Origin of the sequence: Georhizobium profundi (genome assembly GCF_003952725.1) — a bacterium.
GTDB classification, from domain to species: Bacteria; Pseudomonadota; Alphaproteobacteria; order Rhizobiales; family Rhizobiaceae; genus Georhizobium; species Georhizobium profundi.
Genome location: NZ_CP032509.1, coordinates 894991 through 913613, shown reverse-complemented (window position 1 = coordinate 913613; position 18623 = coordinate 894991). Strand labels below are relative to the sequence as shown.

The 18623-nt window shown below is 62.1% G+C and carries 15 protein-coding genes and 2 pseudogenes; 13 read left to right on the top strand and 4 right to left on the bottom strand.

Going from position 1 to position 18623, the window contains the following annotated elements; all coding sequences use genetic code 11:
- Positions 1–80 precede the first annotated feature (80 nt).
- The 4 genes from phnE (D5400_RS04310) to phnD all read right to left on the bottom strand — a co-directional run bounded on the left by phnE (D5400_RS04310) (position 81) and on the right by phnD (position 3569).
- A complete protein-coding gene (gene phnE, locus D5400_RS04310; protein ID WP_126008002.1) occupies positions 81–896 on the bottom strand; it encodes a phosphonate ABC transporter, permease protein PhnE in 816 nt (271 codons plus the stop codon).
- Entirely contained in the window at positions 896–1711 is an 816-nt protein-coding gene (phnE, locus tag D5400_RS04305) for a phosphonate ABC transporter, permease protein PhnE (protein ID WP_126008000.1), read from the bottom strand. Before phnE (D5400_RS04305) ends, phnE (D5400_RS04310) begins: the two co-directional genes overlap by 1 nt.
- Positions 1711–2541 carry a phosphonate ABC transporter ATP-binding protein gene (gene phnC, locus D5400_RS04300; RefSeq protein WP_126007997.1) on the bottom strand — a complete coding sequence of 277 codons (831 nt, stop codon included), beginning with the start codon at positions 2539–2541 and terminating at the stop codon, positions 1711–1713. Before phnC ends, phnE (D5400_RS04305) begins: the two co-directional genes overlap by 1 nt.
- Before the next feature lie 80 nt (positions 2542–2621).
- Positions 2622–3569, bottom strand: coding sequence for a phosphate/phosphite/phosphonate ABC transporter substrate-binding protein (phnD, locus tag D5400_RS04295; protein WP_126007995.1), 948 nt, complete (start codon positions 3567–3569; stop codon positions 2622–2624).
- A 206-nt stretch (positions 3570–3775) separates the two neighbouring features.
- Between phnD and D5400_RS04290 the strand changes: the two genes are divergently transcribed.
- The 13 genes and pseudogenes from D5400_RS04290 (at position 3776) to D5400_RS04230 (ending at position 18581) form a co-directional block, all read left to right on the top strand.
- The gene (locus tag D5400_RS04290) at positions 3776–4717 is read left to right on the top strand and encodes a sugar-binding transcriptional regulator (protein ID WP_126007993.1); all 942 of its coding nucleotides are present in this window, start codon (positions 3776–3778) and stop codon (positions 4715–4717) included.
- Between the two features lie 145 nt (positions 4718–4862).
- A complete protein-coding gene (locus tag D5400_RS04285; protein WP_126007990.1) occupies positions 4863–6185 on the top strand; it encodes an ABC transporter substrate-binding protein in 1323 nt (440 codons plus the stop codon).
- Positions 6186–6364: 179 nt separating this feature from the next.
- Positions 6365–6937, top strand: a pseudogene (locus tag D5400_RS04280) (carbohydrate ABC transporter permease); the annotation flags it as partial.
- Between the two features lie 57 nt (positions 6938–6994).
- Positions 6995–8223 (top strand): IS3 family transposase gene (locus tag D5400_RS04275; RefSeq protein ID WP_245451425.1). Its coding sequence is split into 2 segments (ribosomal slippage): positions 6995–7343 and positions 7343–8223, totalling 1230 coding nucleotides; the frame shifts between segments, so codons are not numbered across the junction.
- A 40-nt stretch (positions 8224–8263) separates the two neighbouring features.
- Positions 8264–8584: pseudogene (locus D5400_RS04270) on the top strand (carbohydrate ABC transporter permease); the annotation flags it as partial.
- Between the two features lie 13 nt (positions 8585–8597).
- On the top strand, positions 8598–9428 hold the full coding sequence (locus D5400_RS04265; RefSeq protein WP_126007988.1) for a carbohydrate ABC transporter permease: 831 nt from the start codon (positions 8598–8600) through the stop codon (positions 9426–9428).
- 11 nt (positions 9429–9439) lie between these two features.
- Positions 9440–10453 (top strand): ABC transporter ATP-binding protein, encoded by a 1014-nt coding sequence (locus D5400_RS04260; protein WP_126007985.1) that lies wholly within the window; start codon positions 9440–9442, stop codon positions 10451–10453.
- Positions 10450–11223 carry an L-iditol 2-dehydrogenase gene (locus D5400_RS04255; protein ID WP_126007983.1) on the top strand — a complete coding sequence of 258 codons (774 nt, stop codon included), beginning with the start codon at positions 10450–10452 and terminating at the stop codon, positions 11221–11223. Before D5400_RS04260 ends, D5400_RS04255 begins: the two co-directional genes overlap by 4 nt.
- A 36-nt stretch (positions 11224–11259) precedes the next feature.
- Positions 11260–12735 carry a mannitol dehydrogenase family protein gene (locus D5400_RS04250; protein WP_126012715.1) on the top strand — a complete coding sequence of 492 codons (1476 nt, stop codon included), beginning with the start codon at positions 11260–11262 and terminating at the stop codon, positions 12733–12735.
- A gap of 11 nt (positions 12736–12746) precedes the next feature.
- The gene (locus D5400_RS04245) at positions 12747–13442 is read left to right on the top strand and encodes an HAD family hydrolase (protein WP_245451424.1); all 696 of its coding nucleotides are present in this window, start codon (positions 12747–12749) and stop codon (positions 13440–13442) included.
- Between the two features lie 16 nt (positions 13443–13458).
- Positions 13459–15048: an FGGY-family carbohydrate kinase gene (locus D5400_RS04240; RefSeq protein ID WP_126007981.1), complete on the top strand. Its 1590-nt coding sequence runs from the start codon at positions 13459–13461 to the stop codon at positions 15046–15048.
- Positions 15049–15184: 136 nt separating this feature from the next.
- Positions 15185–16387: a BaiN/RdsA family NAD(P)/FAD-dependent oxidoreductase gene (locus D5400_RS04235; protein ID WP_126007978.1), complete on the top strand. Its 1203-nt coding sequence runs from the start codon at positions 15185–15187 to the stop codon at positions 16385–16387.
- Between the two features lie 103 nt (positions 16388–16490).
- Positions 16491–18581 carry a TonB-dependent siderophore receptor gene (locus D5400_RS04230; protein ID WP_126007976.1) on the top strand — a complete coding sequence of 697 codons (2091 nt, stop codon included), beginning with the start codon at positions 16491–16493 and terminating at the stop codon, positions 18579–18581.
- Positions 18582–18623: the final 42 nt, after the last annotated feature.

Here is an 18623-nt window from a genome sequence, read left to right as displayed (position 1 = left end):
ATCCGGATTGATCAGCAACAGGAATCTTCACGACTCCTGATTGAGCGATTGCTTGTAAATGCGCGCTGATAAATCGGCGATCAGATGATGGCGCGGCGAACCTTGGACGACACCCATTCCGCGACGATCACCGTCAGAAGAATGACAGCGAAGATCACCGAGACCTGGGACCAGGCGAGCGTGTTGAGCGACCCCTGGAGTTGCAGCCCGATGCCGCTGGCACCCACCAGCCCGAGGATTGTGGATTCACGGATGTTGATGTCCCAGCGGAAAATCGTCATGCCGACGAATGCGGGAAGCACCTGCGGCACGATCGCATAATCGATCAGCTGCAGCTGGCCCGCTCCTGTCGCACGAACGGCCTCCACCTGCGTCTCGTCGATTTCCTCGATCGACTCGTAAAGCAGCTTGCCCACAAATCCGATGGATCGAAGCGCGATGGCGATGATTCCGGCGAGAATGCCCGGACCGATGATCGCGACGAGCAGCAACGCCCAGATCAACGAATTGATCGAGCGCGAAGCGACAATGATGAACAGCGCGACCGGCCGCAAGAAGAGCAGGCTCGGCGAGGTATTGCGCGCCGCCATGAACGCCAACGGCACGGCCATGGCCGTACCCAGCAGCGTGCCGAGCGTCGCCATGTTCAATGTGTCCCAAAGCGGCTGCCAAAGATTTCCGAGATAATCCCAGCGCGGCGGCCAGGAGCGCGAGAGAAGGTCGGCGCCTTGGCGCGGAGCATCCTCGACGAACGCCCAGATCGTCCGCTCGTTCATCACCTGCCAGGACAGGACGAAGACGACCGCGAGTGCGAACCAGCCGCCCCAGATCATCCATTCGCCCCGACGGGTGTGCTTCGACCAGGTGTTATCGGCGGCGTTCGATCCAATCGGCATCACTGCACCCTCTTGCGGATGTGGCTTGAGCCGTATTCGGCCAACATGACGAAGATGATGATCAGGATCAGGATCGCGCCCGCCGTATCGTAATCGTATCGCTCCATCGAGGTGTTGAGCGTGGCACCGATGCCGCCTGCACCGACGATGCCGATGACCGAACTTTCACGGAAATTGATGTCGACGCGGTAGAGCGAAAGCCCGATCAGTCGCGGCATGACCTGCGGCTGGATCGCGTAGTTGACGATCTGCCACCAACCGGCCCCGGTGGCGCGGATGGCTTCGGCTTGCGCCTCATCGACTTCCTCGATGTCGTCGGCAAGCAGCTTGGAGATGAATCCGATCGTCGCGAAGGAGAGCGTCAGAAAACCGGCGAATGGCCCGAACCCGAACATGGCCACGAACAGGATCGCGATGATGATTTCCTGAAACGCGCGAGAAATGGCGATGATGCTGCGGCATACGGCATGGACGGGCCAGGGCGCGATGTTGCGCGCCGCGCCGATGCCGATCGGGATGGAAATGAGGATGCCGACAACGCTTGCACACACCGTCATGGTGATGCTTTCCACCATGCCCTGGCGAATGTCGCGCCAGCGGCTCGTGAAGTCCGGTGTCAGAAAGCCTTCGATGAAGCGGCGGCCGCGGTCGAGGCCTTGGACGATGCGCGTCCAGTCAAGGTCGATCGACCAGAGCGCCAGCACGAGATAGGCGAAAAAGCCGCCATAGATGGCAATGCGCCAGAACCGGCTCTTGATGAAGACCGGCGGCCGGCGCCAGCGGCGGGAAGCGGCGGGTGCAACTGCGCTGACCACTAGACCAGCTCCGCCAGACGCTCGGCTTCAAACGCCTTCGTCTCGCTTTCGTCAGCCGCATCTTCCTCGCGCGTCTTGCGCATCGCATGCCAGTCTTCTTCGCCGTAAATCTCGGTCAGCGCCGTGTCCGTAAGATCCGTCGGCGGACCATCGAACACCACCGCGCCGGCGCGCAGGCCGATGATGCGATCGACGAACATCTGGGCCAGCACCACATCGTGAATGTTGATGATCGCCGGAAGGTCGCGCTCGCGGCAGACTTCGCAGATGAGACGCATGATCTGGCGCGATGTCTTCGGATCGAGCGATGCGGTCGGCTCGTCGACCAGCAGCAGTTCCGGGTCCTGCTCGAGCGCACGCGCAATGCCGACGCGCTGGCGCTGGCCGCCGGAAAGCGCATCCGCGCGCTTGTCCACGTGATCCTGAAGCCCGACACGATCCAGAAGCTGGAAGGCCTTGTCGACATCCGTCTGCGGAAAGCGCCGGAAGAAGGAGCGCCAGAAGGCGACATAGCCGAGCCTGCCCGACAGCACGTTCTCCATGACGGTCAGACGCTCGACCAGCGCATATTCCTGGAAGATCATGCCGATGCGCCTGCGCGCTTGGCGCAAATTGCCGCCGGACAGCTTCGTGAGATCGAGCCCGTTCAGACGAATGGCGCCGCCTGTCGGTTCCACCAGTCGGTTGATGCAGCGGATAAGTGATGACTTGCCCGCGCCCGAAGGCCCGATGAGGCCAACGACCTGCCCCTTGGCAACCGTGAAAGAAATGCCGCGCAACGCCATGTCGCCCGTTTTGTAGCGCTTCTCGAGACTGTCCACCTCAAGCATGCCTGACCTCTCGCCTCTGCCTCAATGCGAAGCGGGGACGCAGATACGAAGCTGCGCCCCCGCTTTGTGTTAGCCAGAGCTTACTGGCAGGAATAGGAGACGCCGGTCGCCTCGTCGATCTGGCGAATGACTTCCCAGTCTTCCTGGAAGCTGATTTCGATGAACTGCTCTTCGCCCGACGCGTTGAACTCTTCGGCAAGCGCGGAGCCTTCCCACTCGAACGAGAAGAACGCGTCGCGGATCTGCTGCTGGAGCTCGGGCGTCAGATTGTAGACCGTGCCGTAACCCGTCGTCGGGAAGGTTGCCGACTGGTAGATCGAGCGGATCTGATCGGGGGACACGACTTCGCGGTCGATCATGCGGGTCATGACCGAGTTTGCGATGGCGGCAGCCGGGTAGTCGCCGTTGGCAACGCCCAGGATCGACGTGTCGTGCGAACCCGAGAAGACCGGCGTGAAGTCTTCGTTCGCAACCATGTCGAATTCGCTCGAAAGAATGGCGGACGGCGCCTTGAAGCCGGAATTCGACGTCTCCTGCGTAAAGGCGATCTCGCTGCCGCGCAGATCCTCGATCTCCTGCGCTTCGCTGTCGGCCGGTACGATTATTTCCATCTCGTAGCCGAACGAGCCGTCATTGGAAGCCATCATGGCGAAGGGACGGAAGCCGGCGCAGGCAACGGCAATCGGATTGCCACCGGTGTTGAAGCCGGCAATGTGCAGGCGGCCCGCACGCATCGCTTCAAGCTGCGCGGCGTTCGACTGAACCGGGAAGAACTCGACGTTCTTGCCCGTGGCTTCCGCAAGATGGTCCATAAAGCCCTGCCACACATCGGCGTAGACGGCCGGATCCTCAACGGGCGTGTAGGTGAAGATCAGCGTGTCCGGGTCGACCAGATCGGCAGCGTCGGTCGGGATGTCGGCGATCAGATCGCCATCGGCATCGGTGAAACGAGAGTCGAGCGCGAACTGGGCTTGAGCGGGAAGGATGAAGGCAGCCGAAAGGGCGAGTGCTGCGGCGAACAGTTTCATGGGCTTTTCCTCTTCGTGGCGGGTCGTCGAATGGCGGTGCTGCAGGCTTATTGACCGTGCCCATTACAGGTCCGTGACATATCGATGATGATTCCGTGACAGACTTGTCGGTGCCCCCGGTAAGCCCCGAAGCTCCCGTTCCCGATTGCGCGCCGCCGCGCGCGTAGATACGTAGAAGACATGTGCAATTGGCAGAACACGCACCGATGACGACACCCACCATGCGACTGGATGACGCCGCCCGCGCCGGCTGGCTTTATTACGTCGCCGGCAACACGCAGGACGACATCGCGCGCAAGCTGGGTGTTTCGCGGCAATCGGCGCAGCGTCTGGTTTCGCTTGCCGTGAAAGAAGGTCTCGTCAAGGTCCGGATCGACCATCCGATCGCGAGTTGTCTCGAACTTGCACAGCGGCTGAAGCAGCGCTTCGACCTGAAGCTGGTCGAAGTCGTGCCGAGCGATCCGGGTTCCCAATCCACCACGGTCGGCGTTGCCGAAGCCGCAGCCGCTGAATTGGAGCGACGCCTGTCCGCGCCGGAACCCGTGACGATCGCCATCGGGACGGGCCGCACGCTGAAGGCCGCGATCGAAAAACTGCCGAGCATGGATTGCCCGCAGCACAAGGTCGTGTCGCTGACGGGCAACATTGCGCCGGACGGCTCCGCCGCATTCTACAACGTCGTCTTCACCATGGCCGACAAGGTGAAGTGCCGGTCGTTTCCCATGCCGCTCCCTGTCATCGCGTCCTCGATGCATGAGCGTGAATTGCTGCACCAGCAGCCGATGATCCAGGCAACCCTCAAACTGTCGGCAACGGCGGACATCACCTTCGTCGGCATCGGCGATCTCGGACCGGGTGCACCGCTCGTCATCGATGGCTTCATCAGCCCGGCCGAGCTCGAAGAATTGACCGCCGCAGGCGCCGTGGCCGAGATCGTCGGGTGGGCGATCGACCGCGAAGGGCACCAGATCGATGGCATCATCAACGACCGGGTCGCGAGTTCGCCCATCCCGTCGCGCGACACCTGCATCGTCGTCGGCATCGCCAAGGGACCGCTCAAGCTGCCCGGCATCGCCGCTGCTCTGAAAGGTCGGCTGATCAACGGCCTGATCACCGACGAAGACACGGCCACCGCCCTCCTCGCCTAAGCCATCGCCGCAATCGTCTCCTGCAGATGCTGCGCTGCAGCGACTAATCTGCGTTGACATCGCTCGCCAACATGTGAGTAATTGCTCACAGCATAGGCAATTGCTCAAGAAGCTCTTGCCGGCGACACTCATTTGGGAGGAACTCATGAGACACAGGTTTTCGCTTCTTGCCGCCTGCGCGGCCATGCTTGCCGGCACCAGCGTTGGCGCGTCCGCGCAGGAGACGCTGACGATTGCGACCGTGAACAACGGCGACATGATCCGCATGCAGGGTCTGACCGACGCCTTCACCGAACAGCACCCGGACATCCAGCTGAACTGGGTGACGCTGGAAGAAAACGTGCTGCGCCAGCGCGTCACGACCGATATCGCCACCAATGGCGGCCAGTTCGACATCATGACGATCGGCACCTACGAAGTGCCGATTTGGGCCGAAAACGACTGGCTGCTTCCGCTTGATAATCTCGGCGACGATTACGACGTCGACGATCTGATCCCCGCGATCCGCGAAGCGCTTTCCAAGGATGGCACGCTCTACGCAGCACCGTTCTACGCCGAAAGCGCAATGACGCTCTATCGCACCGACCTGTTCGAGGCAGCAGGCATCGAGATGCCCGAGGCTCCGACATGGGACTTCATCGCTGACGCCGCACGCCAGATTTCCGAAGCCAATGACGATGTCTACGGCATCTGCCTGCGTGGCAAGCCGGGCTGGGGCGAGAACATGGCCTTCCTGGGTTCCATGGCCCGCTCTTACGGCGCCAATTATTTCGATGCCAGCTGGCAGCCGCAGTTCGACAGCGAAGGCTGGACGACGGCCGTCACCCAGTATGTCGACATGATGACGAATTACGGGCCTCCCGGCGCAGCCTCCAACGGCTTCAACGAAAACCTGACGCTCTTCAACCAGGGCCGTTGCGCCATGTGGATGGATGCGACCGTTGCGGCCTCCTTCGTGACCAACCCTGACGAAAGCCAGGTCGCCGAGAATGTCGGCTTCGCGCCGTTCCCCTGCGGCGTCGAAAACTGCCCGAACCAGGGCGCCAACTGGCTCTGGGCTTGGTCGCTCGCGATCCCTGCCGGCTCGCAGAAGGCCGAGGCTGCCGAGACCTTCATTTCCTGGGCAACCTCCAAGGCCTATCTCGAACTGGTGGCCGAGAACGAAGGCTGGTCGAACGTTCCGCCCGGCACGCGCACCTCGCTCTATGAAAACGAGCAGTACACGTCCGAGGCGCCCTTCGCCGAGCAGACGCTTGCCGCGATCAACAATGCCGACCCGTCGATCACCGACGACAAGCCCTATGTCGGCCTGCAGTTCGCAGCCATTCCCGAGTTCCAGGGTCTCGGTACCGCGGTTGGCCAGCAGATGGCCGCAGCCGTCTCCGGCAGCATGACGGTCGAACAGGCGCTTCAGTCTGCCCAACAGGCAGCGGTGCGCGAAATGACACGGGCCGGCTACATTCAGTAAGCCCGCCCGATCCCGCCCGACCAGATCCTCCGTCGGGCGGGATCCATCTTCGTCGGCAGCCGCAACCTGCAGGCTTTCGACATATCGCGTCTCGCAACGGTGAACCGGTTTCCATATCACCTCGAAACGCTCAAGCTTCGCGCAGCAATCGATAGCGATCCGCCAAGGACGGCCTTGCCATGGCAACCCTGCAGACGAAATCCGCCGCACGCCTGATGATGGCACCCGCCGTCATCGCGTTGCTGATCTGGATGATCGTGCCGCTGTCGCTGACGCTCTATTTCTCGACGCTCAACTACAATCTGTTCAATCCCGCCGACACGCCCTTCATCGGCCTGACCAACTACCGCTTCTTCCTGTCCGATCCCGCCTTCTTCACCGCACTGCGCAACACGCTGACATTGGTGGTCGGCGTGCTCTTCATCACCGTCTGCGGTGGCATCCTTCTCGCGCTTCTGCTCGACCAGGTGTTCTACGGCGTCAACATCGTGCGCCTCTTGGTCATCGCGCCCTTCTTCGTCATGCCGACGGTGGCGGCACTCGTCTGGAAGAATATGATGATGAACCCGGTCTACGGGGTCATCGGTCAATTTCTCAACTGGATCGGTATCGGCGCGATCGACTGGTTCTCCAATGCACCTCTGACCGCCATCATCATCATCGTTGCCTGGCAATGGCTGCCCTTTGCGACACTCATCCTCTTGACCGCGCTGCAATCGCTTTCGGAAGAGCAGAATGGAGCGCACCCCATTTTGACCGGACAGTCGGCATAGCCGATAAGGCATAGGCATTCGCCTATGAGTACGACTATGTCCAAGAGTTCTGATGAGCCGTTTCAGCGGATCGAAGTGGTCACCTCCGTGCAGCGCCGCCGGCGCTGGTCAGTGGCCGAGAAGGTTCGGCTGGTGGAGGAAGCCATGCAGCCGGGAATGAGTGTTTCCTACGTGGCACGTCGTGCCGGCATTTCCCCCTCCCAGCTCTTCGCCTGGAAGCGTCGCATGCTCGAAGGTGGTCATGCCGCCGTTCACGCGGATGAGGACGTTGTCGGCGCTTCCCAGGTCCGCGAGTTGGAGAAGCGGGTGCGCGAACTTGAGCGCATGCTGGGCAAGAAAACCATGGAAGCCGAGATCCTCAAGGAAGCCCTTGAACTCGCTCGCCCAAAAAAACGGACGCCGCCGTTGCTGTCGTGGAGCGATCCAGAGGACGGTTCCCAATGAGTGCGATCGCCAGAACACTCGGCGTCTCCCGGTCCAATCTGATCGAACGCACCAACAAATCGTCCAAGCCACGCGGGTCTTATCGGAAGCCCGACGACATCGTTCTCCTGGCGGAGCTGCGGCCGATCATCGACCAGCGGCCAACCTATGGATATCGCCGGGTGACGGCATTGCTGAACCGGCAGAGGCGACGGGATGGCCTGCCCACGGTCAACGCCAAGCGCGTGCTCAGGGTCATGCAGCAAAACGGGCTGACGCTCCAAAAGCATACGGCTCTGCGGCCTACCCGCACCCACGACGGTGTCGTCGTTGCACTGCGCTCCAACATCCGCTGGTGCTCAGATCATCTGGAGATCCGTGCCCGCAATGGCGAGGTGGTCCGCATTGTGTTCGTCATCGATGCCTGCGACCGGGAGATCATCGCCTGGTCAGCCGTGGTCAATGCCGGCATCTCTGGTGAAATGGTCTGTGACTTGATGATCGCGGCGGTCGAACGCCGCTTCAAGACCCTTAAGGTCCCGCACCGACTGGAATGGCTTTCGGACAATGGCAGCGCCTATATTGCCAGGCAGACCGCGCAGGTCGCCGCTGCCCTCGGCATCAATCTGCTCTTCACACCGGTTCGAAGCCCGCAGAGTAACGGCATGTCCGAGGCCTTCGTCAAAACACTGAAAAGAGACTACGCCTCGACCGCCATCCTCCCAGACGCCGACACCATCCTGGCCTTGCTGCCCGACTGGATCGACGACTACTGTGAGGTCCACCCGCACTCTGGGCTCAGGTTCCGCTCACCACGCGAGTTCCTGCGTCTTAGTGCCTAAACCCAACCGCCGACTGTCCGGTGAAGCGGGGTCCACTCCACAGAAGGAAGCGGCCGAGATGGACGGCGCCGGTGCGTTGTCGATCTTCTGGTACATCACGCTGCCGCACATGGCGCGCGCCATCACTGTCGTCATCCTGATCCAGACGATCTTCCTGCTCTCCATCTTCGCCGAGATCTACGTGACGACATCGGGCGGACCGGGCCTGCAGACGACGAATATTCCGTATCTCGTCTACAGCCAGGCGCTTCTCCAGTTCGATGTGGGCGGCGCATCCGCCGGCGGCATCGTGGCGGTGGTCCTCGCCAACATCGTTGCCTTCTTCCTCGTCCGTATCATCGGCAAGAACCTCGACGCTTGAAGGGATTGAGATCATGGCCCGCGCAGTGTCCACCCGCCGCAAGATCACCTTCACCATCATCGGATGGACGGTCGGTCTGCTGATCTTCTTCCCGGTCCTCTGGACGATCCTCACCTCGTTCAAGACCGAGCTCGACGCGATCTCCATCCCGCCGAAATGGATCTTCTTCGACTGGACACTGGAGAACTACGCCACGGTCCAGGAGCGCTCGAACTACTTCCGCTTCATGAGGAACTCGGTCTATCTCGCGCTCGGCTCCACCGCGCTCGGTCTCATCTTCGCCATCCCGGCCGCCTGGGCCATGGCGTTCTCGCCGACACCGCGCACCAAGGACGTGCTCTTGTGGATGCTCTCCACCAAGATGCTGCCGGCTGTCGGCGTGCTGATTCCGATCTACCTCATCTTCCGCGACTGGGGCCTGCTCGACAGCCGCGTCGGCCTGATCATCGTTCTGTTCCTGATCAACCTGCCGATCATGGTCTGGATGCTCTACACCTACTTCAAGGAAATTCCCGGCGAGATCCTCGAAGCCGCGCGCATGGACGGAGCGTCGCTCTCGAAGGAGATCACCCATGTGCTGGCGCCGATGTCGGTGCCGGGCATTGCCTCCACCGTTCTCTTGAGCGTGATCCTCGCCTGGAACGAGGCGTTCTGGACGCTCAATCTGACGACGTCGAACGCCGCGCCGCTGACGACCTTCATCGCGTCCTATTCGAGCCCACAGGGCAATTTCTACGCGAAGCTGTCGGCGGCCTCGACGCTCGCCATCGCACCGATCCTCATTCTCGGCTGGTTCTCGCAAAAGCAGCTCGTCCGCGGCCTCACCTTCGGCGCCGTGAAGTAGGGAAGACAGACATGGGAAACATCACGCTCAACAAGGTCTCAAAATCCTTCGGCACGACCCATGTGATCAAGGACATCGATCTTGCAATCGACCACGGCGAGTTCGTCGTCTTTGTCGGCCCGTCCGGCTGCGGCAAGTCCACCCTGCTGCGGCTGATCGCCGGGCTGGAGGACGTCTCCAGCGGCAGGATCATGATCGACGGCACGGACGCGACGGGCCTCGCACCCGCCAAGCGGCGCCTGTCGATGGTGTTCCAGTCCTATGCGCTCTATCCGCATATGAGCGTGCGCCAGAACATCGCCTTTCCGCTGAAGATGGCCGGCAATGACAAGGCGGTGATCGACAAAAAGGTCGGCGATGCGGCGCGCATCCTGAACCTCACCGACTATCTCGACCGCAAGCCGCGCCAGCTCTCCGGTGGCCAGCGCCAGCGCGTCGCCATCGGCCGTGCGATCGTGCGCGAGCCGGAAGCCTTCCTCTTCGACGAGCCCCTGTCGAACCTCGATGCGGCGCTGCGCGTCAACATGCGGCTCGAAATCTCCGAGCTTCACCAGCAGCTCAAGACGACGATGATCTACGTCACCCACGACCAGGTGGAGGCGATGACCATGGCCGATAAGATCGTCGTGCTGCAGGCCGGGCGAATCGAGCAGGTCGGTTCGCCGCTCGATCTCTACAAGCACCCCGCAAACCGTTTCGTCGCGGGCTTCATCGGGTCGCCCAAGATGAACTTCGTCGAGGGCGCCGAAGCCAAGCGCCACGACGCGAGCGCCATCGGCGTGCGGCCGGAACATCTCGACATCTCGACGACGGAGGGGTTGTGGAAGGGCAAGGTCGGCGTTTCCGAGCATCTTGGCTCCGACACGTTCCTGCATGTCCACCGCGATGGTGCAGGACCCAATGACGAGACGATCACCGTGCGCACCGGCGGCGAAGTGATGCTCGCACACGGCGATACGGTCTACCTCACGCCGCAGGCCGATAAGATCCACAAATTCGATGCGCAGGGCCTGGCAATCAAATGAAGCGACTGGAAGGAAAATCCGCGCTGATCACTGGGTCGGCGCGCGGCATCGGCCGCACCTTTGCGGAAGCCTATGTCCGCGAGGGCGCAACGGTCGCGATCGCCGATATCGATGTCGAGCGCGCTGAGAAAACCGCGGCGGAAATCGGTGACGGAGCCTATGCCGTCGCTCTCGACGTGACCGATCAGGCATCGATCGACGCGGCGATCTCAGCCGTGGAAGCACGGTGCGGCGGCCTCGACATTCTCGTCAACAATGCAGCGATCTTCGATCTTGCGCCGATCGTCGATATCACGCGCGAAAGCTTCGACCGCGTCTTCCGCATCAACGTCTCCGGCACGCTCTTCATGATGCAGGCGGCCGCGCGCTCGATGATCGCTCAGGATCGTCCCGGTCGCATCATCAACATGGCAAGCCAGGCGGGCCGCCGCGGCGAAGCGCTCGTCGCCGTCTATTGCGCATCGAAGGCGGCGGTTATCAGCCTCACTCAATCCGCCGGGCTGAACCTGATCCGCCACCGCATCAACGTCAACGCGATCGCCCCAGGCGTCGTCGATGGCGAGCATTGGGACGGCGTCGATGCGCTCTTTGCGCAATACGAGAACCGGCCGCGTGGCGAGAAGAAGCGCCTTGTGGGCGCGGAAGTGCCTTTCGGGCGCATGGGAACCGCCGAGGACCTCGTCGGCATGGCGATCTTCCTGGCCGGTCCCGAAAGCGAATACGTCGTTGCACAAACCTACAATGTCGATGGCGGCAATTGGATGAGCTGACGCGCCCTTGAAGGCTGCGTTTGAGGAATGAAAATGATGCTGACCAAACTATCGCTCGCCACGTTACCCGAACTCGAAGGCAAGGCCGCTCTTCCGGCCTATGACCGCGGCGCGCTGTCGCTTGGCATTCTCCATTTCGGCATCGGCAATTTCCACCGCGCCCACCAGGCGGTCTATCTTGACGAGCTCTTCAACCAGGGCCGTGATCTGGATTTCGCAATCGTCGGCGCAGGCATCCTTCCATCCGACAAGCCGCTGCGCGAAAAGCTCAGGCAACAGGACTACCTGACGACCGTAGTCGAACAGGAGGCCGATAAATCGACCGCGCGCGTAACCGGCGCCATGATCGACTACATCCAGCCGGGAGATACGGCAGCGATCATCGAAAAGCTTGCCGATCCGGCGATCCGCATCGTCTCGCTCACCATCACCGAGGGTGGTTATTATATCGATCCCGCCTCCGGCCGCTTCGATCCCGACCATCCCGACATGCGCCACGATGCTGCCAATCCGGCCGCACCCAAGACGGTGTTCGGGCTGATGCTCGCGGGCCTCGCCGTACGGCGAAAGGCCGGCACCCCGGCCTTCACCGTGATGTCCTGCGACAACATCCCCGGCAACGGCCATGTGACCGAAAACGCCGTCGCGGGTCTTGCCGACCAGTTCGACCCGAAACTCGCCCAGTGGGTGCGCGCCAACGTCGCCTTCCCGAACGGCATGGTCGACCGCATCACGCCGGCGACGGGAGACCGCGAGATCGGCATCCTGGCCGGTGAGTTCGGCATCGAAGACGCATGGCCGGTCTTCTGCGAAGATTTCAAGCAATGGGTGCTGGAAGACAAGTTCCCGGCCGGGCGTCCTGCACTCGAGGATGTCGGTGTCACCTTCGTCGAGGATGTCGCTCCCTACGAGTTGATGAAGATCCGCATCCTCAATGGCGGGCATGCAACCATCGCGTATCCTGCTGCTTTGTTGGACATCCATTTCGTCCATGAGGCGATGGAAGACCCGTTGGTGCGAGGCTTCCTTGAAAAGGTCGAGCGCGAAGAGATCATTCCCTGCGTCCCCCCGGTGCCAGATACGGACCTGCAGGACTATTTCGCGCTCATCGAGCGCCGCTTCGCCAACCCGAAGATCGGCGACACCGTGGCGCGGCTCTGCCTCGACGGCTCCAACCGCCAGCCGAAATTCATCCTGCCTTCGACCGCCGACCGGCTGCAAGCGGGCAAGTCCGTCGATGGCCTTGCGCTCGTTTCGGCGCTCTGGTGCCGTTACTGCGCCGGAATGTCCGACAGCGGCCGCGTCATCCCGCCCAACGATGCCAGCCACGAACGCTTGAAAGCTGCCGCACTCGATGCCCGCGACGATCCGTCAAAGTTTCTGGCGCTTTCGGACATCTTCGGCACGGTCGGCACGAACCCGGTCTTCGCCAAGGCATTCGCGGATCATTTGACGGCACTCTGGCGGGACGGCACGAAAGCGACGCTGCAGAAATTCCTGAGCGATGGATAGGGAGCGAGGCCTTGGCGATCGAGATCAGCGCCCGTTTGAACGACCAGCCGGATCTCGTGATCTTCGACTGCGATGGCGTCCTCGTCGACAGCGAGCCGATCTCGATTGCCGTGCTGATAGAGCTTGTCGCAGGCATCGGCTTCGAACTTCCCGAGCAGGCCGCCTATGAGCGCTTTCTCGGGAAAAGCATGGCCAGCATCTGCACCGCGCTCGGCGAGGATCCGGGTATCGCCGTGACTGAGGCACATCTCGAAGCCATGCGAAGCGCGCTCTACGCGCGCTTCCGCCGCGACCTTCGACCCATCGAGGGGATTGCCGAGACGATCGGCAAACTGGCGATGCCCTGCTGCGTCGCCTCGTCCAGCCAGCCGGAACGGATTGCCCTTTCGCTCGAGGTTACCGGCCTTCTCGATCAGCTCGCGCCTCACATCTTTAGCGCCACGATGGTCGAAAACGGCAAGCCTGCGCCCGATCTCTTCCTGCACGCTGCGGCTGCAATGGGTGTCGACCCCACAAATTGTCTTGTTGTCGAAGACAGCGCACCCGGCGTGGAAGCCGCCAAACGCGCGGGAATGCGAGTTTTCGCCTTCACGGGAGGCTCCCACGCGGCGCAATTCGACCTTCACGCCCGTGTCGCCGCCCTTGAGCCCGACTTGATATTCGATAACATGCGCCAACTCCCGGCGCTGCTGGGGACAAGAACCTGACGGGAAAGTTGTGTTGGTGAAGCGCGCATTCGTCGCTGCGGTCGATGTCGGGACCGGGAGTGCCCGCGCCGGCATTTTCGATGCGCATGGCGACATCCTCGCGCGCACCGAGCATCCGATCGTCATGCACCGTCCGCTGCCCGGCCATGCCGAGCATGATTCCGAAGACATCTGGAATGCCGTCTGCCGCGCCGTCCGCGATGCCGTGACCGAAGCCGGCATCGCCGCCGAGGACGTTGCCGGCATCGGCTTCGATGCGACCTGTTCCATCGTGCTGCGCGGCAGGAACGGCGAGCCGGTCACCGTCTCGACCACAGGGGACACGCGCTGGGACACGATCGCCTGGCTCGATCACCGCGCGATCGCCGAAGCCGATGAAGCGACAGCGACAGGCCACCGCGTGGTGGACTATGCGGGTGGCACCATTTCGCCCGAGATGGCGACCCCGAAACTCGCCTGGATCAAGCGCAACCTGCCGGAAAGCTGGCGTGCAAGCGCGCTTTTTTTGGACCTGGTGGATTTCCTCACATGGAAGGCCTCGGGCTCCACCGCGCGCTCCCAATGCACGCTAACCTGCAAGTGGACGTTTCTCGCTCACGACCCATCGCCATGGGCGCATGATTATCTCGCGGCGATCGGCATCGAGGACATGACAACGAGGGGTGGCCTGCCGGCGCAGGCTGCCCCTGTCGGCGCCAATCTCGGCCCGCTCACCGCCGAAGCCGCGCAAGATCTTGGACTGACGGTCGATTGCCAGGTCGGTGTCGGCCTGATCGATGCCCATGCCGGTGCGCTGAGCGCATTAGGCGGCTATTCCGGCGACGCTTCCGAGATGACGCGCCGCGTCGCGCTGATTGCCGGAACCTCGAGCTGCGTCACCGCCCTCACGCAAAGCCCACGTCCCATCCACGGCATCTGGGGCCCGTATCTCGGCGCTGCCCTTCCCGATTTCTGGCTCTCCGAGGGCGGCCAGTCAGTGAGTGGCGGCCTGCTCGATCACATCATCGAAACGCATGGGAGCGGTCTCAAGCCCGACAAGGCCGCCCACCAGCGCATTTGTGCCCGCATCGCCGAGCTGCTCGTCACTGAAGGATCAGATCTCGGCGGACGCATCCACCTTCTGCCAGATTTCCACGGCAACCGCTCGCCGCTCGGCGACCCGCACGCGCTCGGCGTCGTCAGCGGCCTGTCGATCGACACATCGTTCGACAGCCTTTGTCGGCTCTATTGGCGCACCGCCGTCTCCATAGCGCTCGGCATTCGCCAGATCGTCGAGGCGATGAACGAAAACGGGCTTTCGATTGACACGATGCACGTGGTCGGCGGGCACACGCGCAACCCGGTGCTGATGGCGCTTTATGCGGACGCGACCGGCTGCAACACCGTGACGCCTGCCGCAGAAGACGCGATGCTGCTCGGCACCGCCATGACCGCCGCCTCCGCCGCGGGGTGGCACGATACGCTTGCCGCCTGCTGTAGCGCCATGGTCAAACCCGGTACCGTCCGCCACCCCGATCCCGCCATGACAAGCCGCTTCGACCGCGACTACGCGATTTTCAAGCTGATGCAGGCGCAACGGGCAGAGATCGAGCGCCTGTCGACATAGGGCCTGCTCCCCGCGCCGATCGTCGCAGAACGGGAGAGGCAGCATGGCGTCTTTTGCCGGACGCTGCTAACGGGCACCGAACACGAGGAAAAGCTCGATCTGCCCTCGGACACCAATTTCGCGCAAAGGCGCATCAATGCCCGCTGAACAATTCGATACCGTGATCCTCGGCGCCGGCGCTGCCGGCATGATGTGCGCGATCCAAGCCGCTTCCAAAGGTGGCCGCGTTCTTGTCGTCGACCATGCGAAAGCCCCGGGCGAAAAGATCCGCATCTCGGGCGGTGGGCGCTGCAACTTCACCAACCTTCATGCAAGCGCCGCGAACTTCATCTCGCAGAACAAGCATTTCGCGAAGTCCGCGCTCAGCCGTTACACCCAGCATGATTTCATCGCGCTCGTCGAACGCCATGGCATCGCCTACCACGAGAAGACACTCGGGCAGCTCTTCTGTGACAATTCGGCGAAAGACATCATCGCGATGCTGCTGGCGGAAATGGACGCCGTTGGCTGCGAACTGCGCCTCACAACATCGATCGACAGCGTCGAGCGGCGCGCGACGGGGTTCGAAGTGCGGCTTGCCGGCTCGGACACGAGCACGGTGCACTGTCGCAATTTCGTCGTCGCCTGCGGCGGCAAGTCGATTCCGAAAATGGGCGCGACCGGCCGGGGCTATCAGATCGCCGAGCAGTTCGGATTGCCGATCGTGGAGACGCGGCCGGCTCTCGTTCCACTGACATTCGGCGAGGACGTGCTGGTCGATTTCCGCGAGATGGCCGGGCTTGCCGTGGATGCGCGCATTTCCTGCGGAAAGGCGCATTTCGACGAGGCGATGCTCTTCACCCACCGCGGCCTGTCCGGTCCGGCGGTTCTCCAGATTTCATCGTACTGGCGCGAGACCCAACCGATCGAGATCTCGCTTCTCCCGTCGGAAGATATCTTCGAATCTCTCCGAGCGGCAAAGAAGGCCAATGGAAAGAGATCGCTGGCCACGGCGCTCGGTGAGATTCTTCCGAAGCGCCTTGCGGCCTACGCATCGCGTTTCGCCGGATCGGACGGACCGCTTGCAGATATGAGCGACAAGGTGCTCGGCGCTGTCGCCGACAAGCTGAAGCACTGGGAAGTCTACCCAATCGGCTCGGAGGGATACCGAACCGCGGAAGTCACTCTGGGCGGGGTCGACACAGCCGTCCTGAACTCGAAGACCATGGAGGCCAAGGCCGTTGATGGCCTCTATTTCATCGGGGAAGTCGTCGACGTCACGGGTTGGCTTGGCGGCTATAATTTTCAGTGGGCGTGGTCGTCCGGCTGGGCGGCGGGAACGGCCATCGCCACTGCTTGAAACGGGCATCGTGCAGCAAATCATCTGCCGCGCGATTCGATTGTTGACAAACATACTCATATTTACGTAGTGCGGAGTCCTGACCAGTTGAGTGGGGGTTACCGTGGTACGTTTGTCGTCGATTGTTCACCTGAAGCGCGCGCTTCTCGCATCAGCCTTGATGTCCGTATCGGCTGGCGCTTTCGCGCAGGAAGCCACGGTGTTGGAAACGTTGACCGTGGAAGACGAAGCGGTCTCCGCAGACCAGGCCACGGGCGGGCCGAAGGGTGAAACGATCATCCGTCAGGTCAGCGTCGGCAAGAGCGACCGACCGATCGCCGAGACACCGCGCTCCGTCTCCGTCGTCAGTGAACAGCGTCTCTCCGACCAGGGCGTCGACGATGTCTCCGATGCCCTGCTCTACGTTCCCGGTGTCTATGCCGAAACCTTCGGTCCCGACACGCGCGTCGATTCCAAGACGATCCGTGGCATCTCCGCCCCGCAGTTTCTCGATGGCTTGCGCAACGATTTCTCGTTCTACAACAACAGCCGCATCGATCCCTACGCGCTCTCCGCCGTCGAGGTCATCAAAGGTCCTGTCGGCGCGCTCTACGGCAGCGGCGCCCTTGGCGGCATCGTCAACCTGACGAGCAAGCTGCCGCAGGAAGTGCCGGCGCGCGAAGTCTTCGTCGAAGTCGGGACGCACGACCGCGCACGCATCGGCGTCGACCTCACCGGCCCGGTCACGGCGGATGGAAACCTCCTCTACCGCTTTGTCGGTGCAGGTCAAAAGAGCGGCACACAGGTGGATTTCGTCGATGATGACGGGCTTTTCATCAATCCTTCGATCACCTGGCAGCCGACCGACGACACCAAGCTAACAGTGATCGGCCTCTACCAGAACGATGACGGCGGTCTCACATCGCGCTTCGTGCCGATCGAAGGGTCACTCCTGCCGACCGACAACGGCAATTTCGTCGACAAGGGCACCTTCCTCGGCGAGCCCGATTTTGACCGGTATGCTGCCGAGCGCGCCTCCATCACGGGTCTCTTCGAGCACCGTTTCAACGAGACCTTCAGCATGGATGTCGCGGCGCGCTATACCGACAGCAATGCCAAGTATGATCAGGTCTACCCGTTTCCCTGGAACGTGACTGGAGACACGGTGCCGCGGCTTCTCTATTCGGCCCGCAACGAGGCGCAGAGCTTCGTCTCCGACGCCAGGCTCAATGCCGATTTCGATACCGGCGCCATCAACCACGCCATCTCCTTCGGGCTCGACTATCAGAATTCCACCACGCGCTCCGATGGCTATTCGCAGGCCTTCAGCCCGATCGACATGATCAACCCGATCTATGGTACGCCGATCCCAAGCTTCACGCGGACACGCGGACCGGAACAGCAGACCGATCAAACGGGCATCTATGCCTTCGACAATCTGTCCTTTGACGACAGGCTGTTCGTGACGCTCGGCCTGCGCCACGATTGGTACAATGATGCCGCCGATGTCGAGACGCGTGCCTTCTCAGGCAATGCCGGTGTGCTCTATCGCTTCGACAACGGCATCGCGCCCTATGTCAGCTATGCGACCGCCTTCGAGCCACAGCCGGCGGACTCGCGCGGCTTCACCTATGATCCGGTCACCGGCCGCCAGATCGAAGCCGGCATTAAGTATCAGCCGGTCGGCACGCCTCATCTCTTCACCGCATCGGTCTTCGAGATCGACCAGACCGACCGCCGGCTGCCCAATCCCGTCGGCAGTCCGACGGGGCCGGAATTCGTTCAGAACGGCGAAACGACGATCCGCGGTTTCGAGCTGGAGGCGCAGACCCGCTACCGCGATATCGAACTTCTCGCGGGCTACAGCTATCTCGACACGGAAGACAAGGTAACCGGCTTCGAGCTCGCCTCCGTGCCGACGCATCAGGCATCCGCATGGGTCACCTATCGGCCCCAGGGCAACCAGCTCGAGGGCTGGTTCTTTGGCGGCGGACTGCGCTATGTCGGGTCGAGCCTCGACGGCGCCGACAATCTGAAAACACCGTCCTTCGTGCTCGCCGACGCGCTCGTCGGTTATGAGACCGAACGCTGGTCGGCACAGCTCAACGTGCAGAACATCACCGACGAGGATTATCTGACGACCTGCCTTGCCCGCGGCGACTGCTTCTATGGCCAGGGCCGCACGGTGAATTTCAAACTCGCAACGCGGTTCTGACGAGAAAAGGTCCGACGCCGTGAACGCCATGCTCCGACATCC